At 47.4% G+C, this 23,254-nt stretch carries 20 protein-coding genes; 19 read left to right on the top strand and 1 reads right to left on the bottom strand.

The annotated features are described in order from the left end of the window. Nucleotides 1–18: 18 nt before the first annotated feature. The 13 genes from MHI37_RS25770 to MHI37_RS25710 all read left to right on the top strand — a co-directional run bounded on the left by MHI37_RS25770 (nucleotide 19) and on the right by MHI37_RS25710 (nucleotide 16,040). Nucleotides 19–954 carry a LysR family transcriptional regulator gene (locus tag MHI37_RS25770; RefSeq protein ID WP_076338070.1) on the top strand — a complete coding sequence of 312 codons (936 nt, stop codon included), beginning with the start codon at nucleotides 19–21 and terminating at the stop codon, nucleotides 952–954. After that, complete coding sequence (locus MHI37_RS25765; protein ID WP_076338069.1) at nucleotides 930–2,294, top strand: UTP--glucose-1-phosphate uridylyltransferase; 1,365 nt, start codon at nucleotides 930–932, stop codon at nucleotides 2,292–2,294. The genes MHI37_RS25770 and MHI37_RS25765 overlap by 25 nt, the downstream gene beginning before the upstream one ends. A gap of 154 nt (nucleotides 2,295–2,448) precedes the next feature. Then, complete coding sequence (locus MHI37_RS25760) at nucleotides 2,449–3,201, top strand: methylenetetrahydrofolate reductase (RefSeq protein WP_218638941.1); 753 nt, start codon at nucleotides 2,449–2,451, stop codon at nucleotides 3,199–3,201. Between the two features lie 718 nt (nucleotides 3,202–3,919). Further along, nucleotides 3,920–4,438, top strand: coding sequence for a GNAT family N-acetyltransferase (locus MHI37_RS25755; protein WP_076338066.1), 519 nt, complete (start codon nucleotides 3,920–3,922; stop codon nucleotides 4,436–4,438). A 439-nt stretch (nucleotides 4,439–4,877) separates the two neighbouring features. After that, nucleotides 4,878–6,647: a sensor histidine kinase gene (locus MHI37_RS25750; RefSeq protein ID WP_076338065.1), complete on the top strand. Its 1,770-nt coding sequence runs from the start codon at nucleotides 4,878–4,880 to the stop codon at nucleotides 6,645–6,647. Then, entirely contained in the window at nucleotides 6,640–8,274 is a 1,635-nt protein-coding gene (locus MHI37_RS25745) for a response regulator (RefSeq protein WP_076338064.1), read from the top strand. Before MHI37_RS25750 ends, MHI37_RS25745 begins: the two co-directional genes overlap by 8 nt. Before the next feature lie 106 nt (nucleotides 8,275–8,380). Next, on the top strand, nucleotides 8,381–9,775 hold the full coding sequence (locus MHI37_RS25740; RefSeq protein ID WP_076338063.1) for a sugar ABC transporter substrate-binding protein: 1,395 nt from the start codon (nucleotides 8,381–8,383) through the stop codon (nucleotides 9,773–9,775). A gap of 99 nt (nucleotides 9,776–9,874) precedes the next feature. Next, a complete protein-coding gene (locus tag MHI37_RS25735; RefSeq protein WP_144023731.1) occupies nucleotides 9,875–10,771 on the top strand; it encodes a sugar ABC transporter permease in 897 nt (298 codons plus the stop codon). A 13-nt stretch (nucleotides 10,772–10,784) separates the two neighbouring features. Then, on the top strand, nucleotides 10,785–11,648 hold the full coding sequence (locus MHI37_RS25730) for a carbohydrate ABC transporter permease (RefSeq protein WP_076338062.1): 864 nt from the start codon (nucleotides 10,785–10,787) through the stop codon (nucleotides 11,646–11,648). Nucleotides 11,649–11,706: 58 nt separating this feature from the next. Continuing rightward, nucleotides 11,707–12,738: a glycoside hydrolase family 130 protein gene (locus MHI37_RS25725; RefSeq protein ID WP_083676382.1), complete on the top strand. Its 1,032-nt coding sequence runs from the start codon at nucleotides 11,707–11,709 to the stop codon at nucleotides 12,736–12,738. After that, nucleotides 12,735–14,099, top strand: a complete 1,365-nt coding sequence (locus tag MHI37_RS25720; protein WP_076338060.1) for an FAD-dependent oxidoreductase — start codon at nucleotides 12,735–12,737, stop codon at nucleotides 14,097–14,099. The genes MHI37_RS25725 and MHI37_RS25720 overlap by 4 nt, the downstream gene beginning before the upstream one ends. A 68-nt stretch (nucleotides 14,100–14,167) precedes the next feature. Then, nucleotides 14,168–15,163 carry an SGNH/GDSL hydrolase family protein gene (locus MHI37_RS25715; protein ID WP_076338059.1) on the top strand — a complete coding sequence of 332 codons (996 nt, stop codon included), beginning with the start codon at nucleotides 14,168–14,170 and terminating at the stop codon, nucleotides 15,161–15,163. 211 nt (nucleotides 15,164–15,374) lie between these two features. Next, the gene (locus MHI37_RS25710; protein ID WP_076338058.1) at nucleotides 15,375–16,040 is read left to right on the top strand and encodes a ribonuclease H family protein; all 666 of its coding nucleotides are present in this window, start codon (nucleotides 15,375–15,377) and stop codon (nucleotides 16,038–16,040) included. Between the two features lie 29 nt (nucleotides 16,041–16,069). Here the strand turns inward: MHI37_RS25710 and MHI37_RS25705 are convergent, their stop codons facing one another. Further along, nucleotides 16,070–16,906: an AraC family transcriptional regulator gene (locus MHI37_RS25705; protein ID WP_076338090.1), complete on the bottom strand. Its 837-nt coding sequence runs from the start codon at nucleotides 16,904–16,906 to the stop codon at nucleotides 16,070–16,072. Nucleotides 16,907–17,074: 168 nt separating this feature from the next. Between MHI37_RS25705 and MHI37_RS25700 the strand changes: the two genes are divergently transcribed. From MHI37_RS25700 to MHI37_RS25675, 6 genes are all read left to right on the top strand, one after another. After that, complete coding sequence (locus MHI37_RS25700) at nucleotides 17,075–18,133, top strand: Gfo/Idh/MocA family oxidoreductase (protein ID WP_076338057.1); 1,059 nt, start codon at nucleotides 17,075–17,077, stop codon at nucleotides 18,131–18,133. Beyond that, nucleotides 18,130–18,987, top strand: a complete 858-nt coding sequence (locus tag MHI37_RS25695) for a sugar phosphate isomerase/epimerase family protein (protein WP_076338056.1) — start codon at nucleotides 18,130–18,132, stop codon at nucleotides 18,985–18,987. Before MHI37_RS25700 ends, MHI37_RS25695 begins: the two co-directional genes overlap by 4 nt. A gap of 20 nt (nucleotides 18,988–19,007) precedes the next feature. Next, nucleotides 19,008–19,901 (top strand): sugar phosphate isomerase/epimerase family protein, encoded by an 894-nt coding sequence (locus MHI37_RS25690; RefSeq protein ID WP_076338055.1) that lies wholly within the window; start codon nucleotides 19,008–19,010, stop codon nucleotides 19,899–19,901. Between the two features lie 227 nt (nucleotides 19,902–20,128). After that, nucleotides 20,129–21,457 (top strand): extracellular solute-binding protein, encoded by a 1,329-nt coding sequence (locus tag MHI37_RS25685; protein WP_256710598.1) that lies wholly within the window; start codon nucleotides 20,129–20,131, stop codon nucleotides 21,455–21,457. Nucleotides 21,458–21,492: 35 nt separating this feature from the next. Beyond that, nucleotides 21,493–22,383 carry a sugar ABC transporter permease gene (locus MHI37_RS25680; RefSeq protein ID WP_076338054.1) on the top strand — a complete coding sequence of 297 codons (891 nt, stop codon included), beginning with the start codon at nucleotides 21,493–21,495 and terminating at the stop codon, nucleotides 22,381–22,383. A gap of 52 nt (nucleotides 22,384–22,435) precedes the next feature. Then, nucleotides 22,436–23,251 (top strand): carbohydrate ABC transporter permease, encoded by an 816-nt coding sequence (locus MHI37_RS25675; protein ID WP_076338053.1) that lies wholly within the window; start codon nucleotides 22,436–22,438, stop codon nucleotides 23,249–23,251. Nucleotides 23,252–23,254 lie beyond the last annotated feature (3 nt).

Raw genomic sequence — 23,254 nt, 5'->3', positions numbered from 1 at the left:
ACGAGTGGAGTGAACGATATGGATATGCGTCAACTCAAATACTTCTTAACTATAGCACAAGAAGGACAGGTTACGCGCGCAGCGAAGCTGCTTAATATGGAACAGCCGCCACTCAGCAGACAGCTGAAGCTGATGGAGGAGGAGCTGGGCGTTAAGCTGTTTGAGCGTAATGGCAAGGGCTTGCTGCTAACTGATGCAGGCGAGCTGCTCAAGGTTAAGGCAGAATCGTTAGTACAGCAATTTGATGATTCGCTCAGAGAGGTGAAGGGGATGGAGGAGGGCATTCACGGCGTCCTGTCTATAGGCTCAGTAGTGTCCTGCATTTCTCTATTGCCCAAGCGAATTCAATTATTTAGGGAAAAGTATCCCCAGGTTACGTTCAAAATATCGGAGGGCGATCACTTTTATCTTGGTGAGAAGCTTGAACGGCGGGCCATTGATTTGGTAGTCGCGAGGCTTCCTTTTGAGGCTCAGAAGCATCCACAGCAATATTCCGTACTGCCGCTGCCCTCAGATCCGTTCGTGGCCGTTATTCCAAGCACCTGGACGGCGTACTCGAGCAAAGAATCGATATGCATGAAGGAGCTTGCTCATTTCCCGTTTCTTACTTTAAAGACGGACAAGACGACCCGTATGCACGAGCAAGTTGTGAATGAATGCAAGCGTCACGGGTTTGAGCCTAATATTATATGTGAATGCTCAAGCGTTGCTATCATTATGTCGCTAATTGCTGGAGGGATTGGCGCAACGGTGTTCCCGAAGTCGGTCATGTCTTCTTTCCCAGGCAGCGTCGTCAAAATGCTTGATATAGAGGATGCGGATTTTCAGTCCGATGTCGGTATTCTTTGGCTTAAGGATCATTATTTGCCGAAACGCGCACAGCAATTCATTGAGAGCTTTCGCGAGGATATGTATAAGGAGGAAAGCGGATGGAGCAGCATATCAGTCATGTGAAGAACAAGCTTCGCGCATATCATCAGGAGCATCTGCTAGAGAGGCTTGATGGACTGCCAGAGGCTGCAAGAATGAAACTGTCGGCTCAGATCGAGCATATGGAGCTGGATCAGCTGTTCGCAGCTATTGAAAAATACAAGCAGGCGGCGAGCAGCAGTAGTGGAGCCCATATAACCCCGATTGCTTACGTGGATTGGGAGCGTTATGAGGAGCAGGAGAAGCAGGCGTTCACCGAACGGGGCTGGGAGCTGCTGCGAGCTGGGGCTGTTGGAGTGGTCGTTGTAGCGGGAGGAAACGGCAGCCGATTAGGACATGATGGGCCAAAGGGGACATGCGACATAGGACTTCCCTCCGGCAAGTCGTTATTTCAGCTGCAAGCGGAAAGGCTGCTTCACTTATCGAAGCGAGCGGGACGAACGATTGCTTGGTACATCATGACAAGTCCGGATAACCATGATGCAACGGTAGCGTTTTTTCAAGCCGCCGATTTCTTTGGTTACCCTGCAGAGGACTGCTTTATCTTTCAGCAAAATATGATGCCCGCCGTTGATCACGATGGGAAGCTGCTGCTATCGGCAGAAGGGGCGATCAAGCTTGCACCAAGCGGCAATGGAGAATGCTTCGCTTCGCTGAGGCGTTCTGGCGCGCTGGCAGACATGAAGCAGCGAGGCGTCGAATGGTTATTTTATTATAACGTAGATAATGCGCTTATTAAGGTAGCTGACCCTGCTTTTATTGGCGTGGCGGCTCATTATAACAACAGAATTGCTACTAAGGTGATCGAGAAGACGAATGCGGATGAGAAAATCGGCATTGTTTGTCGGCAGCATGGTCGTCCAGCAGTGCTCGAATATAATGAAATTCCAGAGTCAGTGAGTAATGAAAGAACGAAGGATGGACGTTTGTTTTATGGCCTAGGGCATATTTCGATCCACCTATTCAAGGTTGAGTTCATTGAAGAGTATGCGGATGCGGACATCCCTTACCATGTCGCCTCGAAAAGGCTGGAGTATCTGGATACGGAGGGTCAAGCCATTGTACCAACCGAGCCTAATGCGTATAAGCTGGAGCGCTTTATTTTTGACTTTTTGCCATATGCCGATGAAATTACCGTACTAAAGGTCAGACGTGATGCGGAATTCGCTCCAGTGAAAAATAAATCAGGCGAGGATAGTCCTGCTAGTGCGCGGAGCCTCGTCCTAGAGCTGCATAAAAAATGGCTAGCAGCCGCTGGTGTTCCGAAGGCTGAGCTGCAGGGACGGGATATTGAAATATCGCCTTTGCTGTCGTATAGCGGTGAAGGCTTGAGTGCAGAGGATTGGGAAAAGCGGCTCAGCTAAAGAAGCATTATATATACGATTCTCCTTTATAAGAAAAATTGATAGATACTAGTGGTTAAACTTATTGGAGAAACGCATTAAAATTCGGTATCATGAATTATTATACATTAATAGAATAGCGTACTGATTATTATGGAAGTAAGGAGACTATGTGGTGAGAATTTCGTTAGAGCTTGTACCTAGAGATTCAGAAGGATTAAGAGCTGAGCTTGAACTTGTGCAAGCTCAGTTTCCGTCTATCAATACGATTAATATTCCTGATTTGACAAGGTTTGAACTGAGAAGCTGGGAAGCGACGCGTCTATCCAAATCATTTTATAAGGATAGTATTCCGCATATTCGTGCGATGGACTTTGACGCCGACGAGCCCTTTGTTTTAGCTGAATACTTGGACACGCATCAAATTTCGGAGATTCTTGTCATTACGGGAGATGTACCGAAAAATAGCAGCAAGCCGCTATATTCGACAACATGCCTCGATTTAATTGCGAAGCTGAAGCGTGAGCATCCTCATTTGAAAATATATTCAGCGCTTGATCCTTATCGGAACAGCGTACGCAAAGAATATGAATATGTGCAGCAAAAGCTTAATGCAGGCGTGGATGGCTTCTTTACCCAGCCTTTCTTCGACCTTCGCTTGATGACGCTTTATTCGGAAATGATGGAAGGAGCAGATATTTTTTGGGGCGTTTCACCTGTTGTATCCGAATCGTCCAGACGGTATTGGGAAACTAGAAACCACGTCGTTTTTCCAAAAGATTTTCAGCCTACTCTGGAGTGGAATATTGAGTTCTCGAAGCAAGCTTTGGCGTATACAAAGCAAACGAACAGCAATATTTATTTTATGCCGATTAAAGTAGATTTGCAGGCGTATTTTGATGGTGTATTCAGCAAAGTTCTCGTATAGGTGATTGATCTGGCAACCAGTTTTTTATGGTTGTCTTTTTTATTGTATAGGAAATTATGCATTCTCGGAACCTGTTGATAATGATGCTGCGGTTTGCTAGAGCGTCTTAATCGCATGAAGTTACTGCAAAAGTGCAGGATAGCTTTTGCGCTGGGAGAGCGCTCGCAAGGCATGCAAGAGGTCAGGGGCAGTCCGAGCGGACGGAGCGAATGCGGAGGAGCACGGCGTCTGAATCTAACGCTAAAATTCATTGATGAATACGCTTCGTCAGACATTTCATCCGAAGTATTTTTTGTTTTTATATAAATTTAAGCAAAGCCATACCCGATAGAGGAGAGTATGAAAAGTAATGTAGTTTGTGCAGCAGAAACCATCATAAAGAGCGAATCGAGGAGCTACGTTGTACAAAATACAGTAGATTTCAGTCTAATGGGCCTATTTTGCATAGAATGGTGCCATTCTATTGTAATAAGTACATTGTAGGTTCATTGAACCTGCTCGGAAGCCGGCTTGATTGTACAAAGTGCAGTGTAGAGATGGAAGCAATAGGTTGGCTAACGAATAGAAGGTTTGAGGCAGCACAAGTGCGAGGAACGATCAGCCTTTTGAGCGCCTCAACAGTAGGGATAGTTTATTTATAGCCGTACTGTACCATATAAGCCGTGGTAAGATGAGGGAAAGCTATCATTTTGGGAAACACTTGAGAGGGGATTGCGATATGAGTACTTCTATTCAAATAAGGCAAATGAACAGTGAAGATGTTGATGCCGTATTCCAAGGACTAGCTAAGCACCATATTGGGAAACCACTGGATTATATTCAAAGGTGCTGGGAAGAGAACAAGTCGGGGGAAAGAGTTACTCTTGTCGCTTTATATGAGGGGAGCTTTGCTGGGTGGCTTCATCTGTTGTCAGCATCAACCTATTCCTATTTCGCTGAGAAAGGAATTCCAGAGATTAATAACTTTGACGTTGTTCCTACCTGTCGCCGACTAGGCATCGGCAATGCTTTAATGGATGCTATCGAACAAATAGCGTTTGAGAAGCACAGCATGGTCGGAATTGGTGTTGGGCTGTTCCATACCTATGGGAATGCACAGCGCCTTTATGCTAAGCGGGGCTATATTCCTGATGGAAGAGGAATCATGGACGGAAATGAGCAAGTGCAGTTAGGCAGCTATGTGCATGTTGGGCATGATCTGGCTTTATGGATGATTAAAGAGAGAATAGATAGGTAAGAGTACACAGGGATGATGAGGGCAATGGTCTATGAGTTGAAAAGGCTTAAGGGATACCGAAGTGATCTTTAGCTTCGATATCCCTATTTGTGTTTCGTCTAACGCTAATTTCTCGCGAATTTCAAAACAGCTGCCGGGGGAAGATTAGCAGGAATTTATTAATGGAGTTATTTTACCGCCTGTCAACAGTAGGGTTACCTCTCCGTCTTCAGCGAAATAGAGCAGTATAATAGCAGCAGTAACGACGGCCATACAACAATGAATCGCGAGATGTAAATGTAGGCTTCACGATTAACGATTAGCAATGATCTAATTTCCTAACCGCCCGCCAGACATGGCTTACCCGTGTCTGGCGGGCTCCTGTCATTGCATTGTGTGGCAAGACTGTGCGTGACATAATGAAAGGGTTCCCAAATTATAAGTGCAGGAAGTGATCTCCATGCTGCGAGTGAATACGCTGTCGTTTCGCAATAAACTGAAATATGCCTTTCTCATCGTCACGATTATGGCTGTTCTAGTGACCGGAGGATTATCCTACTATATATCGGCTGGAATATTGGAAGAGAAATCGCTCACCTTAACGCAGGATTCGGTCGCCACCTCCGCCCAAGTCGTAGATGAGAAGCTGAGTAAATTAATGTTGGTTATGATGACGTTCATGATCAGTGAGCCATTCAAAGATTTGCTGGAGAGCGTGTCGGCTGGTGATTACGACAATTATTATAAGCATCTAAATAATATGGACAATGTGTTCTCGCAGGCAAGAGTGGCGGAGTCGCTCATCCATTCCATCTACGTATCCACTCCGATGGGAGACTTTTATCCGCTGTCCATTAATCGCAATCGCTCTGTAACTTTTCAGGATACGCCGATGTACGAGCGAATTTTGCAAGAGAAGCGGAATATTTGGGTGGAAAGTCACGAGGACCAGCTGTTCACGGGTAAACAGCGAGTGGTCTCGCTTGTGCTGGAGCCGATTACCGACTCAACCCTGTTCTCGTTAAGAGATGTATACGTGGTCGTTAACATTCGCGAAAGCGGGCTGAGCAGACTGATCGGGACGGATTCAGCGAGCGGCTCAATGCGTTTTTTAGTGAACAACAAGGGAGGGCTAGTCGTTCGCGAGAGCAATTCACTTGTCCAGCAAGCGGTGGATAGCGGCATGATTGGCGACATTGTCAGCAGTGGCGAAGCGGGCCAAGCGACGCATGCGCTTCATGATGAGGATTATTTTATTAACTACGCCTCCTTAGGGTTAAATGACTGGAAAATTGTTTCGATTCAATCCAAAAACAACGTCCTGCAGGACTTGATTTTCGTTAAGTGGATGATCGTTTTTATCGTGCTGGGCTGTTTTGTAGTGGTCACGATTGTGTCCAGCGGCCTGATCCGTTATTTGCTGAAGCCTCTCAAGAGTCTGCTGGTCGTTATGAAGAGGGTGGAGAGCAATGATCTTACGGCACGCTTCGAGATACAGAACGGTGATGAGCTTGCACAAATCGGCATTCGTTTTAATCGGATGCTGGAGCAGATCGTCAGCTTGATTGACGACGTGAAGCAAGCGGAGACGAATAAGCGGACGACGGAGATTAAAGCGCTGTCTGCGCAAATGGATCCTCATTTTCTCTATAACACATTAAATACGATTTATTGGAAAATGAAACTGAAAAAAACCGAGGAGTCCCAGCATATGGTCATGTCTTTATCCCGTTTGTTCCAGCTTGGGCTGAACAAGGGGCAGGAGTTTACGACGCTGGAGAAGGAAATTCTGCATGTCAGGCAATATTTGGAGCTGCAAAAATATTGCTACGAGGAATTGTTTGAGTACGAAATTGAGATAAATGACACTGCGGTGGAGGCGCTGTATGTGCCAAGAATTATGCTGCAGCCGCTGGTGGAAAACAGTATTTTGCATGGATTCGGCGACATAGAAAGTGGAGGTCGAATTCGTATTTCATTGGATTCAGATGCTCAGGCGGGTCATTGCATCATTACGGTCAGTGACAATGGGGCTGGCATAGATAAGGCGACCGCAAGCTCTCTTCTCAGGCAAACCTCAGAGAAGGGTTATGCGATTGGCAATCTTCTTAGCCGCTTGCATCTCTATTACGGCGAGCAGGCAGGCATGCTCGTTATTGACAGTGAGCCAGGCAATGGCATGACCATAAAAATAACCATTCCATTGAAAGGGGAAAATAACTTTGGATAAGACGGAACAAGTTAGTTTATGCATCATCGATGATATTAAGAGCGTAGTGGAAGGTCTTTCATCTCTGGAATGGGAAGAGAAGGGCGTTATCCTTGCAGGCAAAGCCTATAACGGGGAAGATGGGCTAATGCTTATTAAAGAGATGAAGCCTGACATTATCATAACGGATATCCGCATGCCAAAAATGGACGGCCTGTCTATGCTGCGCGCGGTGCTTGAGCTGAATCATGCCTGTAAAATTATATTGATCAGCAGCTACACGGACTTTGATTATGCTAGACAAGCGGTGAAGCTTGGCGCGTTCGACTTTGTCGTGAAACCGTTCACGGAGGAGGATATTATGACCGCCGTATTAAAGGCGAGAGAGGCTGGACTGCAGGAGCGGGCCAGGCTGCTGAATGAGAAAGAGATGGAGCGCAAGCTGCGAGAGAGTATTCCCTTGCTTCAGCAGGAATATATGGAGCTTCTACTGAGCTATCCCACATCATGGGATAAGGCTTCAAATCGCTGGGAGTTCCTTGGGCTGAGCGTAAGACCGGAAGCGATGGCGGTGCTGCTGATGGAAATTGACGGATTTCAAGAGCGGATGGAGGAGCTTTCTGTTCATCAAATAGAGCTGGCTCGTTTTACTTTACAGAACATCGTAGAGGAAACGATGCGCGAGTACGCAAGCTGCATTGTGTATCGCTCCAAGGAGAATCGATTCGTCGCAGTAGTGAATGTCCGCGATGCGGCGGAGGCGGCAGCCTTGGCTGAACGCTGCTGTGATCATATCGGGAAATATTCGAAATTTACAATTTCTGTTGGCATAGGCGGTGTAGCGGAAAGCGTTAGCGGCTTGCCTGAGTCGCGCCGTCAGGCAGAGTGGGCACTCGCTCATCATCTCTACACATCTGGAAACAGCGTGATCAGCTATGGGGATGTCGTTCACACGGATCAGCCTGAAGCGGTTTCACTAGAGTATAAGGATGAGCTGCTGCTCGCGCTGCGTTCGGGCAATGGGGAGAAAGCGGTATCGCTGCTTAAAGAAATGGCGGAGGCGCTTAAAGGTTTGGCACGTAGGCCGAGTCCTGATTATTTGCTTAGTTTATATGAGGAACTGGCTGCTTCCGCGATGCGAACGTTTCATGAGCTTGGCTTCTATTCCGATATTAAGGTCGCAGCAGACCGATTTAAAGCGATGCAGCGTTCCAGTGGAGTCACATTGGCCGCGCTTCAGCAGCAGATGGAGTCGCTCTGCAGGGATGGTGCTGATTTAGTTCGAAGGGGAACACTATCTGAGGGACAGACGATTATTTATAAGTCGATGGAGTATCTAAGCGGGCAGCTTGGACGTGAGGTAACGGTTACGGAATGCGCAGCGCAGGTTCACCTCAGCGCGAGCTATTTCTCCATTTTATTTAAGAAAGTAACAGGCATGACACTTACGCAATACATGACTTCTGAGCGCATCCGCAAGGCGAAAGCAATGCTGATTGACGGTGTGCCCGTACAAGAGATTGCATTTGCGGTCGGCTATGAGGAACGGCGTTATTTCAGCGACATGTTTAAACGATCGACAGGGATGACACCGTCTGAGTTTCGTGAGAGCTACCATTCAGATGAGGTGGACATTATAACAGAATGAACTTACCGCACCTGGAGAGTGGCTGTGCCACCCTCCTTTTTTATCGCTTCGCTCCTATAATGAAATCGTAGACACACAATAATATAACCGAAAAGGGGTATTGCACATGTTGAAAAAATCTTCAGCTCTCATTATGGCGCTAACGATTATGCTCGTCCTCGCGGCATGCGGCGGAAACAATGCAGTTCAGAACAATAATCAAGCAACAGAGAAACCAGCCCAGACGGAAAATACTCAGAAGGAGAAGCCGGCTCAGAAAACGACGATTACGTACTGGACCGACGATCGGCATGATCAGGAGTATCTAAAAGAGCTTATTACGGAGTTTAATGCAAGCAACTCTGACAATATCGAGGTGGAGCTGACGGTGCTCTCCGAGAATTTCAACCAGAGTGTAGACATTGCGTTTTCAGGAAATCAAGCACCTGATTTGCTTCGTATTAAAAGTGCCAACACGGGCGTTTTTGTGAAGAAAGGGTATTTGGAACCGATTGACAATTACTTAACGGATGAGATGAAGACGAAATTCGACAGTTTGATCATTGATGAAGTGAACCGTTTCGGAGGCAAGCTATATTCCCTTCCGAATACAGGCTTGACCCTTCGTCTAGTATACAACCAAGAGCTGTTCGACAAGGCTGGCATAACTGCTCCTCCTGCTACAATGCAAGAGCTGGTAGACGCAGCGAAGAAGATTACGGAAGTCGGCAAGTCAGAGGGCATATACGGCTTTGCGTTGAATTACAAAAACCCTAAGGGCGCCTTTGATCGTTCGATCCGCGAAATTTTGTCGCTGAGCGGGTATCAAGGACTTGGCTATGACCTCAAGACGGGCAAGTTCGACTTCGCTCCATACGCTGAGGTTGTTGAGTACTTCAAGCAAATGTGGGCAGACGGCAGTATTCTCCCTGGCGCAGAATCATTGGATATCGATCCGCTTCGCGCTCAATTCGCAGCTGGCAAGATCGGCATGTACATGTCGTTCTCGACAGAACCAGGCGTATACCAAGATCAATTCCCGACAGATATTAACTGGGGCGGTACACTGGCGCCGACTATAAACGGAGAAATCAAAGGCAAGTCTGAGATCGTCTCCGCCGGCACATGGTTTGGCATCAGCGCAAGCTCCAAGCATAAAGAAGCAGCATGGAAGTTCATGGAGTATATGTATGCGGACGATGTTATGACAACGTACCATGAGAAAGGTTTCGGCATAGCGGTTGTTCCTAGCATTTCAGAGAAAGCGAAGCAGCCGGATATCAAAGGAATGGAAGGTTTCTTGGTCGGTCAGCATGACGCTATGTGGCCAGCAACACCTAGCATAACGCCAGAGGGAGCGAACTATGGCGACGTATTCTTCAAATACATGCTTAGCGGCGGCGACCTGAATGGACTCGTTAAGGACTTGAACCAACGTTACAATGATGCATTGGACAAAGCGGTAGAGAAGGGCGAAGCAGCGATAACGCCTCTTGCAGATTTTGACCCTAGCAAGCTGTAAGAAGCGAAAATTGGGAGCCTTCGCGAAGACTTCGCGGAGGCTTTCTGGCTTCTGTCGTTTGCCGGCGGTCGCCAGGATATCATAAAGGAGGAGAGAAAGGTGCTGAAATTACGAAAACTTCAGGAGAATTCTCTATTTCTGCTCCCGAGCGTCATCTTGACGCTGGCGCTGGGCATATACCCGCTAGTATGGGTGCTTCGGTATATGTTCTATGATTATGCAGGTTATGGACAGGAATTGTTCGTTGGGCTCGATAACTTCCGAAGACTGTTTCGGGACGATTTATTTTGGCAATCGGTCGTTAATACGCTTGTTTTTGCAGGAGGAAAGCTGGTGCTGACCATCCCGCTCTCGCTGCTGCTTGCCGTAATATTGAACGCAAGCTTTCGAGGCCGTAATTTTTTGAGAGCCGTATATTTTATGCCCACCGTAATTAGCACAGCGGTTATCTCTGTCGTCTTCTATATTTTGTTTAACGCTTATAACGGAATGGTGAATCAACAATTGATGAAGTACGGAATTATTTCTGATCCAATCAATTGGCTAGGACCAGACCATGCGATGCTCACGGTCATTCTGGTCGCTGCATGGGGGGCTGTCGGCAATTATATGCTGTTATTTTTGGCGGGCCTTCAGAGCATTCCGCGCGATCTGTACGAGAGTGCCTCCATTGACGGTGCGAACGCTGTACAGCGCTTTACCCGTATCACCGTTCCAATGCTGGGGCCGATTATGCAGGTTATTATTATGCTTGCAGTTATCGCGTCTCTGAAAGGATACGAGAGTATTATGGTCATGACCGAAGGCGGGCCTATCGGCAAGACAGAAGTGATGTACTTGTATCTGTATAAGCTACTCTTCCCAGTATCCACAGGCTCGCCGGTAGAGCAGCAGATCGGTTACGGCAGTGCCGTAGGTTTCGCAACGGCTCTTATTGTAGGAGCTATAACAGCACTTTATTATTATTTCAGCAGAAAAATGAACCGGGTATTCTAGGAGGCTGAGCAAAATGAACCAACAAGCGATAGGGGCGGGAAAGTCTTACGCGAAATGGATCTCCCGTGTGCTGATCGGACTGTTCCTGCTAGCCGTAACGATATTGACCTTATTTCCTCTCGTCATGATGATTGCGGGCTCGCTGAAGAGCAGCTCCGAGCTGATGAGCGGTACCGGCATACTGCCCGTTAAATGGCAGTTTGCAAATTACGCCGAGGCATGGAAGCAAACGAACTTTGCAAGGTTTACCTGGAACAGCACCTTTCTTAGCACGGTGTCTACAGTGGGAACACTGCTTGTTGCAGCGATGGCTGCCTATGTAACGGACCGCAGAGACTTCCCCGGCAAGAAATTATACGTTGCAGTACAAGCTTCAACCTTGTTTGTTTCCGTAGGTGCGGTTGTGCTTCGCCCTCAGTATGATCTAATGGTTATACTGCATCTGAACACTTCATTGTGGGGAGTAATCTTAATTTTGATCAGCGCGCATGCGAGCACTTATTTTATTCTTTCGAGCTTCTTTAAATCTATCCCGCGCGAGCTGGACGAAGCAGCGATGATTGACGGCTCTGGTTTTATTAGGACGTTCTTTAAGGTTATGCTTCCACTGCTTGCACCGGGGCTTGGCGTTGCAGGACTGTTCGCTTTCCGGCATGGCTGGAATGAGTATATTTTGCCGCTCGTATTCACAATGACGAGTCCCGAACTGCAAACGTTAACTGTAGGCCTTGCCAATTTGCGTTATGGCTCATCCGCAGCAATGCAGACACATCTCATGCTAGCAGGGGCTTGCTTATCGGTACTGCCGATGCTGCTCGTCTATATCATTGCGAACAAATCATTTATGCAAATGACAGCCGGTTCTTTGAAAGGCTGAAGATTATAGATCAATCAGAAAGAACAGCATAGGGGCAAACTTAAGGAGGACATATTCCATGACTGACAAGACGATAGGCGAATTGACATCTAGTTCTATTCTTCACAGGCACCCGCTGAATCCGGTGCTGTCGCCAAAGGATGTGCCATATCATCCAGCGATGGTATTCAACGCGGGCGTAACGAAGTTTCAAGGCCAGTACGTCATGGTTTTCCGAAATGATTACGGAGACGCGCAGAAGGGGACGATTGAGCCGCATAGCACGACAAATCTGGGGCTTGCGTACAGCGATGATGGCGTGAACTGGAAGCCTCAGCCGGCCCCATGCTGGATTTGGAATGATGAAGAGGTCATTCGTGTATATGACCCTCGACTGACCGTGATTGAAGGACGCTGCTATATGTGTTTCGCGGTAGATACGAAGCATGGTCTGCGCGGGGGGATCGCTGTGACGGACGACTTCGCGAAATTCGATGTACTCAGCTTGAGCGTACCTGATAACCGCAATATGGTGCTGTTTCCCGATCGAATTGGCGGCCGATATGTCCGCTTGGAAAGACCTATGCCGGTGTATAGCCGCGGAGGTATGGATCGCTTTGATACTTGGATGAGTGAGTCGCCGGATCTTGCATATTGGGGGAATTCCAAGCTGCTGCTGTCGGTGGAGCAGGTTCCGTTTGCTAACGATAAGGTTGGACCAGGCGCGCCGCCGATTAAGACGGATAAGGGCTACCTCACTACCTTCCACGCGGTGGACATTGACCGCAGCCGCGGCAAGAACGGCTGGGAGGATCGCTGGCAGAAGCGATATACAGCGGGAATTATGCTGCTGGATAAGGAAGACCCAAGCCGAATCATCGGCATGTCGAAGTCACCTCTCATTGCGCCAGAAGCATCTTATGAAACGGAGGGCGGTTTCCGAAACGATGTCATTTTCCCTGGAGGAATGATACTAGAGGAAACGGGCGAGGTGAAAATTTATTACGGGTCGGCGGACACCGTAGAGTGTTTGGCAACGGCTGATGTGGATGATTTGCTGAAGCTTTGTTTAGAGGGAGCCGAAGAGCAAGAAGGAGGGAATCGTATATGAACAGCGGTTCATACGTTACACTGCCGGTGAAGCCAATTCCTGTATCCCGAGAGGTGGATGTGGTCGTTATCGGCGGCGGAGCCTCGGGTATCGGAGCGGCAATTAGCGCCGCAGCAAATGGCGCGAGAACACTATTAATTGAGCAGAGAGGATTTCTCGGAGGCATGGGAACCGTTTCTCTCGTTCCTGCCTTCTGTCCTTTTACGGATAAAGAAAAGCCGATTATTCGCGGCGTCGGAATGGCTTTAATGGAGCGAATGAAACGTGCTTGCAAGGAGGATTTCCAGCGTGAATATGAGGATACATTGGACTGGGTGCCGATCGATCCTGAGGTTTTGAAGCGAGTATACGACGATGCGCTGCTAGAGCAAGGCGTGGAGCTGCTCTATCATACATTCGTTAGTGAAGTGCTAATGTCAGCCAATAATCGCCGCGTAGACGGTGTTGTGGTCGTGAATAAGAGCGGTCGTTCACTTGTCCGGTGCAGCTATATTATCGATGCGACAGGAGACGCGGATATTGCTGCGATGGCTGGGGCTCCGTTTCAGAAGGGTGGAGAGCAGGGAGAACTGCAGCCCGGCAGCATGTGTTATTTGCTGGCGAACGTTGACCGGAAGAGCTTTGCAACGTTTTTGGAGGAGTCCGGAGATTCGGGTCAGCTTCATCAAACGGTGGAACGTGCAATTGAGGAAGGAGCGCTTCCGGAAGGCCGCAAGTCGATCTCCGGTCTGGCATGGGTTAGCGACTATCTTGTCGGTGTCAATTTTGGCCATGTATTCGGCATCGACGGTACGAAGGCAGAGGACTTGACGCGGGGTGCAATTGAAGGGCGCCGCCTGGCAGAACGCCAGCTTCGGTTCTTCCGCGACTACGTGCCAGGGTTCGAGGGGGCGCATATGGTAGCAAGCGGAGAGCAACTTGGCATACGCGAGACTCGCCGCATCGAAGGCGACTATGTGCTTAAGGCGGAAGACTTTATGGAAGCTCGATCCTTTCCGGATGATATCGCGCGGAATGCTTATTATATCGATATCCATATGGCCACTAGCAAAGGAAACATGACGTTCACGCATTTGCCGCCGGGACAGTCCCATGGCGTTCCCTACCGTGTATTGCTGCCGCTTGGCCTAGATAATATTTGGGTGCCGGGCAGGGCCGCTTCATCAGACCGAGCCGTTCAAGGCTCCCTGCGAGTGATGCCGAACTGCTTCGCTATGGGCCAAGCGTCAGGCACGGCGGCAGCGTTGGCGCTCCGTATCGACGGTGGTTCCCGCGATGTATTGATTGCTGAGCTTCAAGCGAAATTGGTAGAGCAAGGTGCATGGCTTGGAGAGAGCTTCGCGGAAGGCTCTGTCGGCTAATGACTGAGAAGGTAAACTAGCATAAGGGGCATATTGCAAGCTTGAACAGCATGAGGAGGCGTTGACTTATGAAGCATGTTCAGCTTTCAGAAGAGTGGATTCATGGAGCGGTTTCTCTGGAACGACGGGGGAGCGGTCTGAAGCCATGGCGCATTCCTTATGCCGATTATGAACTGTACCCGCCAGACGGCATTGGTGGCAAGGCGGAAATTTGCGCAGGAATTCGACTGCGATTTCAGACGGATTCCTTATTCATTACGCTAAAGTTTGAGCCATTAACCGAAGGAGCGCGCATCGATTGCATGGCAGACGGAAATTTCGTTGGTACGGCGGATCTTGCGGCAGGTGAGATGGAGGCAGCTTGGACGGATTTGCCAAGCGGCCGCAAAGTTGTGGAGATCTGGCTTCCGCAAAATATCGGTATGACACTGACAGTTCTCTTGCTTGATGCAGATGCCTATGCAGAGCCAGCTCCAGATACTCGTCCAAAGTGGATCACGTACGGCAGCTCCATTACGCAGTGTGTCGCTGCTGATAGTCCGGCACAGACCTGGCCTTCTATTGCATCTAGTATCGGTGGTCTTAACTTAACATGCTTAGGGTATTCTGGAAATTGCCAGATGGAGCCAATGGTCGCACGTCTTATTCGCGATCTTCCAGCAGATATTATTTCCCTCTGCCTTGGCATTAATATCTACGGAGCGGAATCTCTTAGTGCTAGAGCTCTAAAGTCTTCCGTTATCGGGATGCTGGAAATTATACGCGAGAAGCACCGAAATACGCCGCTGCTGCTGATCTCTCCCATTTTCGCCTCAGAGCGTGAAGCAACGCCGAATAAGCTTGATTTGACGGTAAGCTTTATTCGGGAGGAAATCGCAGAGGTTGCTGCCTTGCTGAGGAATCGAGGGGATCAGAACTTGTATTACCGAGACGGCAGGGAATGGTTCTCTGAAGCTGACGCGGTTCATCTATCTGACGGCCTCCATCCAGATGCGCAAGGATACAAGCTGCTTGGCGAGCGTTTTAGGGGACGTATGTTAGAAGGTGTCGTACTGAATTCCTAAACAATTGTTAGACCATGCACGTGAAAAATAACGGATGCCGTTGATCCCGAGGAAGGGACAACGGCATCCGTTATTTTTTATAAAAGGTCAGTGATGGGTAAGATTAGCGACTCTAAGCTTGATCATTTATGGTATTCTAGAGCTATGAAATCGCACTGCTGGAATTTATGAATCCGAGCATCAACTTCAATAAAGGTGGTAGTTAGCAGCAATGGCTAAAGGGAAATATTATGTGGTCTGGGTAGGCAAGAAAACAGGGGTATTCTCAACATGGCCGGAATGCCAAGCGCAGGTAAACGGCATGCAGGATGCAAAGTTCAAATCGTTTGAGAGCAAGCCGCTCGCCGAGGCGGCGTTCAAGGATGGGTGGAAAAAGCACTGGGGACAGGGGAAAGCTGCGACAAGTACGAAGACAGGCACAAAATCCGGTCCAAGTGTACAGCAGACTGTGCTGTTCGGAGAGGAACCCTCTATTGATTATGACAGTATATCCGTTGATGTAGGCACTAGAGGCAACCCGGGTCCTGTTGAATATAAGGGTGTAGATACGCAGACGGGTGACATTTTGTTCTATGTAGGCCCTATTGCGAATGGTACGAATAATTTGGGCGAGTTTATTGCCATCGTGCATGCACTTCGTTATTTGAAGGAGAAGGGCAGCGCGAGAACCGTTTATACCGATTCCAAAACCGCGCTTAGCTGGCTTCGCAATAAGAAGGTAGCCTCGACGTTAAAGAGGGATGCGTCCACCGCGAAAATATGGGAGCTGACTGATCAAGCGATCAAATGGATTCAAATGAATACCTATTCCAATAAGGTGCTGAAATGGAATACCGAAGAGTGGGGCGAAATTAAAGCCGACTTCGGACGCAAATAGCCTGCTTAGAGGCTCGTGCATGTTTGAATCTAGTTTCCCCGAAGTGTGGACGGGGAAACTTTTTTGTGTTTCTTAAACGTCCGGCTAAAATAGTAGATGTCGTTAAAGCCTGTGGCAGCAGCGATCTCGGATACGGTGAGGCTGCTGTGGCGCAGCAAATAATCGGCTTTGCCAAGCCTAGTCATCGTGATGTACTCCGTCACGGTATGACCGCTGAGCTCCTTGAACAAGCGGCTAAAGTGGAAGCGGCTTAAATTTGCCATACTCGCGAGCAAATCAACAGATAGTTCGCCTTGAAAGCATCGCTCAATATATTGAAAGACGGGGGCAAAGCGCTCGATATTTTTCATTCGCTCTGCATATTCATCCTTTGTGAGGATAGTGGCTACATGGCTTCTGAGCAGCAGCGTCAGCAGCCGGTAAAGCTCGGACTTAATGGCAAGCTCGTATCCAAACTCGCGCTGCTCGAGTTCATGGACGATAGCGAGCATGCTGGCAGTTACTTTGCTGTCATTACCGATGTCGTTTTGCAGCAGTAGACGATTTTGAGTGATCGGGGTAATAAATTTGGTTTCAGCCGCATCCACCGATTGGCTGTGCAGCAGTGATATGTCAGCAATAAGCGCATAGTAATACAAATCTTCCGACAGACTGACACCATAATGGAGCTCGTTGCTGTTAACTACGATGAAATCGCCGGCTGAGGCCGTTATGGTCGTTGATCCACATTCAATTAAAGCTTTGCCAGCAACGATGTATAGAAATTCAAGATGCTCATGAAAGTGATGAGGGAAAATGACGACGCCCTGCTCTTTGCACGCACTATGATGTACTTTAATTGGAAAATGAGGATCAGGCATGTCCATCGGTTCTCGCAGCTCTTCGAATTTCTCCAACTTCCTTCACCTCCTAATCGGAATAGCACAATCGTACAAACAAACCGCACAGCTTTGCATGGAGTTGCGTTATGGAATCATTATAATACGTAAGTATAGATGTGCAAAACATAAGCTACTATGAAGGAGAGATTAGTAATGAAACCGGTACAAATTGCTGTCATTGGAACTGGCTCTATTTCAGCATCTCATCTAGACTCTTATAAGAACAATCCGAAAGTAAATATTTATGCCGTTTGCGACTTAAATGCGGAACGGGCACAGGCGGCAGCAGATAAATACGGTGCGGAGAAGGTGTACACGGACTACCGCGAGCTGCTTGCCGATGCATCCATTGAAGCAGTAAGCATATGTACGTGGAACAACATGCATGCGGAAATCAGCATTGCTGCTTTAGAGGCAGGCAAGCATGTTCTTGTGGAGAAGCCGTTATGCCGCACGGTAGAAGAAGCGCTTCGTGTGCAGGAGGCCGTGGAGAAATCCGGAAAGCTGCTTCAAGTAGGCTTCGTTCGACGTTATGATACGAATGCGCAGCTCCTGCGTGCGATGGCGGATAGAGGTGAATTCGGCGAAATTTATTTTGCCAAAGCTTCGTCGATCAGAAGACTGGGCAACCCCGGCGGATGGTTTTCAGATATAGAGCGTTCGGGCGGCGGACCGCTTATTGATATTGGTGTTCATGCTATCGATCTTTGCTGGTATATGATGGGACGGCCGAAGCCGGTCTCTGTAAGTGCGAACACCTATCATAAGCTGGGCAATCGATCGAATATCGAGCATTTGAGCTTCTATCAGGCTGCTGATTATGATGCGGCTAAAAATACAGTCGAGGATATGGCGAATGCATTGATTCGCTTCGAGAATGGCGCCTCGCTGCTGGTTGACGTTAGCTTCACGCTGCATGCCAAGTCCGATGAAGCAGCAATTAAGCTTTATGGCGAGAAAGGCGGCTTCGAGATTGACCCGGAGACGGTCATCGTAACGGAGCAGAATAATACGATTCTAAACGTATATCCGCAGACCGACAACAAAGGCTTTCATTTCGCTGGAGCGTTTCAGAATGAAATTAATCATTTTATCGAATGCATAATCAGTGGTGAGCAGCCGCTTAGTCCTGTTGCGGATGGTGTGGAAATGATGAAAATTTTAGTGAGTTTATACGAATCGGCTGCGAAGGGAGCGGAAGTACGGCTATGAAACTAGGAATCAGTACTTACAGCTTATCTCAAGCGCTGCATGCGGGAGAAATGACGATTCAGGATGTGATTGTGTTCATAGCATCGCTTGGCGCGGAGCATGCGGAAATCGTGCCGCATGGCTTTAGCTTGACTGAAAACCCGCAATTAATTGAAGCGATTAAGAAGCAGGCGCAGGAAAGTGGCATTGAGCTGTCAAATTATGCGGTAGGAGCAAATTTTTCCGGCTTGAATGATGAGCAGTATGAGCAGGAGATTACTCGTTTGAAGCAGGAGGTAGATATTGCTGCAGCACTCGGCGTAAAAAAAATGCGTCACGATGTGGCTTCCTCCTCCGACCTATCTGTAACTAAGTTTCTGCAAGAGCTGCCAAGGCTGGCAAGGGCATGCCAAGCTATCGCTGATTATGCGGCACCGTTCGGCATTACCACGAGTGTAGAAAACCATGGCTATTATATTCAGCATAGTGATCGCGTACAAGCACTGGTGGAGCTGGTCGATCGTCCAAACTTCAGAACAACGCTGGATATCGGCAATTTCCTATGTGTGGACGAGAATCCGGCAGCAGCAGTGAGGAATAACATTAAACTCGCTTCGATGGTCCATGTGAAGGATTTCTATTTCCGCTCGTCTACCGAAAGCCATGGTGAAGGCTGGTTTAAATCGACAAGCGGGAACTATCTACGCGGTGCGATTGTGGGTCACGGGGATATCGCGATACCGCAGGTGCTGCGTATTGTGAAGGAAAGCGGCTATGATGATTATATTTCAATCGAGTTTGAAGGCTTAGAGGACTGCCGACTTGGAACGAGACTGGGCTTTGATTTTGTGAAACGGGCATGGAACGAAGCATAACTAAAAGGAGTGTGGCGTACATGACATTGCCGATAATAACGAACAAAATTGGTGTTATCGTAGACAGTTTTCAGGTAGGCGTAAAGGAAGGCTTGCTTAAGGCTAAGCAGGTGGGTGCCGATGGGGTTCAAATGTATGCGGTGAGCGGTGAGCTGGACCCTGCTAATCTATCGGCGGCAGCAAGGAAAGAATGGAAATCATATATTCAATCACTAGGGCTTGAAATTTCTGCTTTAGTGGGCGACTTAGGCGGACACGGCTTTCAGGACGCTGCGGCCAATCATCAGAAAATTGAGAAATCGAAGCGGATTATGGAGCTCGGCATGGAGCTTGGCACGAACATTATTACGACACATATTGGCATTGTACCGGATGACAAAAACAGTCAGATCTATGCGTCGATGCATGCGGCCTGCGAGGAGCTCGCGAGCTTTGCAAGCAGCATGAATGCTTATTTTGCGATTGAAACGGGACCGGAGACGTCTGCCCATTTGAAAACTTTTCTCGATAGTCTGGGAACAAAAGGGGTAGCTGTTAACTTTGACCCGGCGAATATGGTCATGGTTACGGGGGATGATCCGGTTCAGGGTGTACATCTTCTTAAGGAGTATATCGTTCATACTCATGCGAAGGATGGCGTGAAGCTTGGCAACGTCGATCCGCGCGATGTGTATGGTTATTATGGCTATGAAAAGACGCTTAATCATGAGCAGGTTGCGGCAATGGCGGAATCAGGCGATGGATTTCGCGAGGTTCCGCTTGGCGAGGGAAGTGTCGAATGGGCAGCTTACCTGCATGCTTTAAATGAGATCGGCTACAAAGGGTATCTAACGATTGAACGTGAGGTCGGTACGAGCCCGGAGGCGGATATAAGCAAGGCGGTTCAGTTTTTAAATCGTTTTAAAAATATTTAAATGTCTTTTTATTCCATTTATTATTAATGAATAGGCTGTAAACCGAAAAGCATTCAAAATCATAATGATTTTGAATGCTTTTTTTGTGTTTTGCAATTTAAGAGGACGATTCTTTACATTTCTATAATAATTGAACAACCTCTCTATAGTTTACACATAGTCACAGATCAAACATCAGCCCATAATTAAAAACAGGAATGATACATTTGATAAGGGGGACGAAAGACTTGAAACAAGCAAAACGAAAGTCAGTGTTACTATTTATGTTCTGTCTCATTTTAGTGCTAACCGCTTGCTCTGGAAATAATGGAACTACGGAACAGCCGGATACGACTAAAAAGGAAGTTGAGCCATCGAAGAAGCAAATTACATTAACCTTTCAAAATCATTATCCGGATGCTACAGATGTGCAGCACAAGGTTATGCAGCAAATTACAGATGATTACATGGCGGCCAACCCGCATATTAAAGTCGAAGTGGATTCCCTTAATATCGATCAACAAAAGATAAAACTAAAAACGCAAGCCGCTTCAAATGATATGCCTGATATTACGGTAGTCAATGCTGCCGCACAAATGGCGCCATTCGTAGAAGGAGGGAAGCTTGCATCGCTAAATGATATTTTGGAGCGTGACGGTCTGGGAGAAAGCTTTCATAGCGGGATTTTAGATTACTACACTTTCGACGATAACGTGTACGCGCTGCCAGACGGCAATAATATTGCGGTCATTTATTACAACAAGGAATTGTTTGAGCAAGCCGGAGTAGCGATTCCTGCTACCTACGATGATTTAATTAAGGCTGCGGAAACATTTAATAGCAAGAAGATCATTCCTATGGTTGTTGGCGAGAAGGAAACATGGACGGGATCGTACTTTTTCATGAATATCCTTCTGCGTCTGGCAGGTCCGGGCTATCTAAACGATGTTCAAAACAAAACAAAGGATTTCATGGATCCGGCCTTTATCGAGTCGGTAGCGAAGTTCCGTCAATTCATTGAAGCTAAGGGCTTTCAAGAAGGAGCAACCTCCTACGATTATGATTCTGCTGAGAGCCTATTCACATCCGGCCAAGCAGCCATGTACTTCATGGGAACATGGGCGACAGGCGCGATGGATGAAGCAGATGTAAAGGGGAAGGTTGGCGTGTTTCCTTTTCCTACAGTAGATGGCAAGGGCGACCCTAATGAATATATGCTGGGTCCTGGTACCGGTTTCGCTCTGGCGGCGAATAGCGAGCACTTAGAGGAAGCAAAGGATTTCCTGCATTATTTTATGACTAACTACCCGAAGGTATCCTTTGACTTCAAAAACGCGGTAGGTGTAGCGCAAGTTGTACAAGGTGATTTCGTGCAAGCAGGGTATTCGCAATTGGCGATTGATGTACTCGATATTTTTAAGCAGGTAAAAGGCGGAGATATTGCTTTCGATAACACGATGGATCCGAGTACGACTCAGACGCATCTTAATAGTATTCAAAATCTATTCGTATCCTCCATTCCACCGGAAGATACCGCGAGAGAGCATCAAAATGCATTTGCAGCTAATAATCAGTAGACGATACCAGCATTTACAGGGGAGAGGATAATTCGATGCACGCCGCCAAAATTTCAAAACTCACTCTTTCGGTTTTCGTTCTCCCTTGTCTAATCTTATACGTAGTGCTTGTGTTTGTACCGATTTCTGTAGCGGGTTATTATTCATTGTTTCAATGGAATGGCATCGGTGAGCAGCTATTTGTTGGGTTCTCCAATTATTCAAAGATGCTGACCAATGATCCTGTATTTTGGCCCTCGGTAGGGAGAACGATCATGTTCGCGTTCTTCTCTATGGCTGAAATACCGATTGCCTTACTCATTGCAGTACTTCTCACCCGTTATGTTCGTAAGCCGAATTTTCTTGTTTCAAGCTATTTCTTGCCAGTTATCTTATCCGTTGTCGTTATCGGGCAGCTTTGGAAGTCCATCTATAATCCGGCTTCACTAGGTGGATTATTGAATAATGCGCTAGATTTTGTAGGCTTGGAATCCTGGACAAGGACATGGCTCGCTGATCCTAAGGTATCCATATTCGCTTTGTTCTTCGTATCGCTGTGGCAGTATCTGGGCTACCATATTCTCATTCAATTTACAGGAATCCAGAACATTTCACAGGAGGTATATGAAGCGGCCAAAATTGACGGCGCTGACGGCTGGAAGGCAGATCGCTACATCACTTTTCCGCTTGTCGTCCCCGTATTCAAAATCTCGATGGTATTAGCAGTAATTGGCTCTCTAAAGGTATTTGATATGGTGATGGTGATGACAGCTGGAGGTCCAGCACACGCGACTGAGGTTATTTCTACTCTTATGTATAATAAAACATTCGCGGCGCTTGAGTATGGGTATGGCAGCGCGATCTCAATCTTCCTTGTCATTGAATGCTTACTGGCGACAGTGCTGCTCAACAAGTTATTTAAAAGCTCCGAGGACAGCATGGAGTAAGCGGCATGGCTAGAAAGAAAGGGAAGGACTAACAGGCAATGAGGTGGACCGAATGAAAAAAATAGCGGTATGGATTTTGTTTTCAGTTCTTTTTGTATCACAGGTATACCCCTTAGTGTGGCTGCTGCTTTATTCATTCAAGACAAATAAAGAGATTATGTCAGGCAATTTTTTATCATTGCCAGCATCTTTGCAGTGGGAGAACTACACATCGGCTTATACCGCTGGTCATTATTTTCAATATTTGATGAACAGTCTGATCGTCGTAAGCATTACACTGCTGTGCACCTTAGTTTTAAGCTCGATGGTGTCGTATGCCATCACAAGGTTTAATTGGAAGTGGGGCAAGGCTATTATGCTCTTGTTCCTGATCGGAATTATGATTCCCATTCAATCGACATTGCTTCCGCTCGTCGTTATTTTCAAAAACATCGGTATTCTGAATACGCATCTCTCGCTTATTCTGCCGTACATCGCTTTTGCGATTCCGATCGCGGTATTTATTTTATCAGGCTTCTTCAAGACGGTGCCTCGTGAAATAGAGGAATCGGCGAGTATGGACGGAGCGTCGGTTTATCGGATCTTCTTCAGTATCATGCTTCCGATCATTGCTCCACCGATGATGACCGTGACGATTCTAACGTTTATTGATGTGTGGAACGAGTACATTTTAGCATCGACCTTCATTTCTAAAATAAGCTTAAAAACACTGCCTTTCGGAATTTACAGCTTTTTTAGCCAGTACTCAACGAATCATGGTGCGATCGGAGCCTATTTGATTATGGGAGCAATCCCAGTTATAACCATTTACTTCATACTATCCGAAAAAATAACGAAAGGGATGGTTGCTGGAGCGATAAAAGGTTGATTT

It is taken from the genome of Paenibacillus sp. FSL H8-0548 (assembly GCF_038630985.1).
In the GTDB taxonomy this organism is placed as follows: domain Bacteria; phylum Bacillota; class Bacilli; order Paenibacillales; family Paenibacillaceae; genus Pristimantibacillus.
The sequence above is the reverse complement of the archived record's forward strand: the minus strand, read 5'-3'. Positions and strand labels throughout refer to the sequence as shown.

Coding starts and splice junctions, on each gene's coding strand:
- MHI37_RS25765 (WP_076338069.1), top strand. CDS start 930: ATGGAGCAGCATATCAGTCATGTGAAGAACAAGCTTCGCGCATATCAT.
- MHI37_RS25680 (WP_076338054.1), top strand. CDS start 21,493: ATGCACGCCGCCAAAATTTCAAAACTCACTCTTTCGGTTTTCGTTCTC.
- MHI37_RS25695 (WP_076338056.1), top strand. CDS start 18,130: ATGAAACTAGGAATCAGTACTTACAGCTTATCTCAAGCGCTGCATGCG.
- MHI37_RS25710 (WP_076338058.1), top strand. CDS start 15,375: ATGGCTAAAGGGAAATATTATGTGGTCTGGGTAGGCAAGAAAACAGGG.
- MHI37_RS25725 (WP_083676382.1), top strand. CDS start 11,707: ATGACTGACAAGACGATAGGCGAATTGACATCTAGTTCTATTCTTCAC.
- MHI37_RS25755 (WP_076338066.1), top strand. CDS start 3,920: ATGAGTACTTCTATTCAAATAAGGCAAATGAACAGTGAAGATGTTGAT.
- MHI37_RS25690 (WP_076338055.1), top strand. CDS start 19,008: ATGACATTGCCGATAATAACGAACAAAATTGGTGTTATCGTAGACAGT.
- MHI37_RS25700 (WP_076338057.1), top strand. CDS start 17,075: ATGAAACCGGTACAAATTGCTGTCATTGGAACTGGCTCTATTTCAGCA.
- MHI37_RS25740 (WP_076338063.1), top strand. CDS start 8,381: ATGTTGAAAAAATCTTCAGCTCTCATTATGGCGCTAACGATTATGCTC.
- MHI37_RS25715 (WP_076338059.1), top strand. CDS start 14,168: ATGAAGCATGTTCAGCTTTCAGAAGAGTGGATTCATGGAGCGGTTTCT.
- MHI37_RS25675 (WP_076338053.1), top strand. CDS start 22,436: ATGAAAAAAATAGCGGTATGGATTTTGTTTTCAGTTCTTTTTGTATCA.
- MHI37_RS25705 (WP_076338090.1), bottom strand. CDS start 16,906: ATGGACATGCCTGATCCTCATTTTCCAATTAAAGTACATCATAGTGCG.
- MHI37_RS25770 (WP_076338070.1), top strand. CDS start 19: ATGGATATGCGTCAACTCAAATACTTCTTAACTATAGCACAAGAAGGA.
- MHI37_RS25750 (WP_076338065.1), top strand. CDS start 4,878: ATGCTGCGAGTGAATACGCTGTCGTTTCGCAATAAACTGAAATATGCC.
- MHI37_RS25720 (WP_076338060.1), top strand. CDS start 12,735: ATGAACAGCGGTTCATACGTTACACTGCCGGTGAAGCCAATTCCTGTA.
- MHI37_RS25730 (WP_076338062.1), top strand. CDS start 10,785: ATGAACCAACAAGCGATAGGGGCGGGAAAGTCTTACGCGAAATGGATC.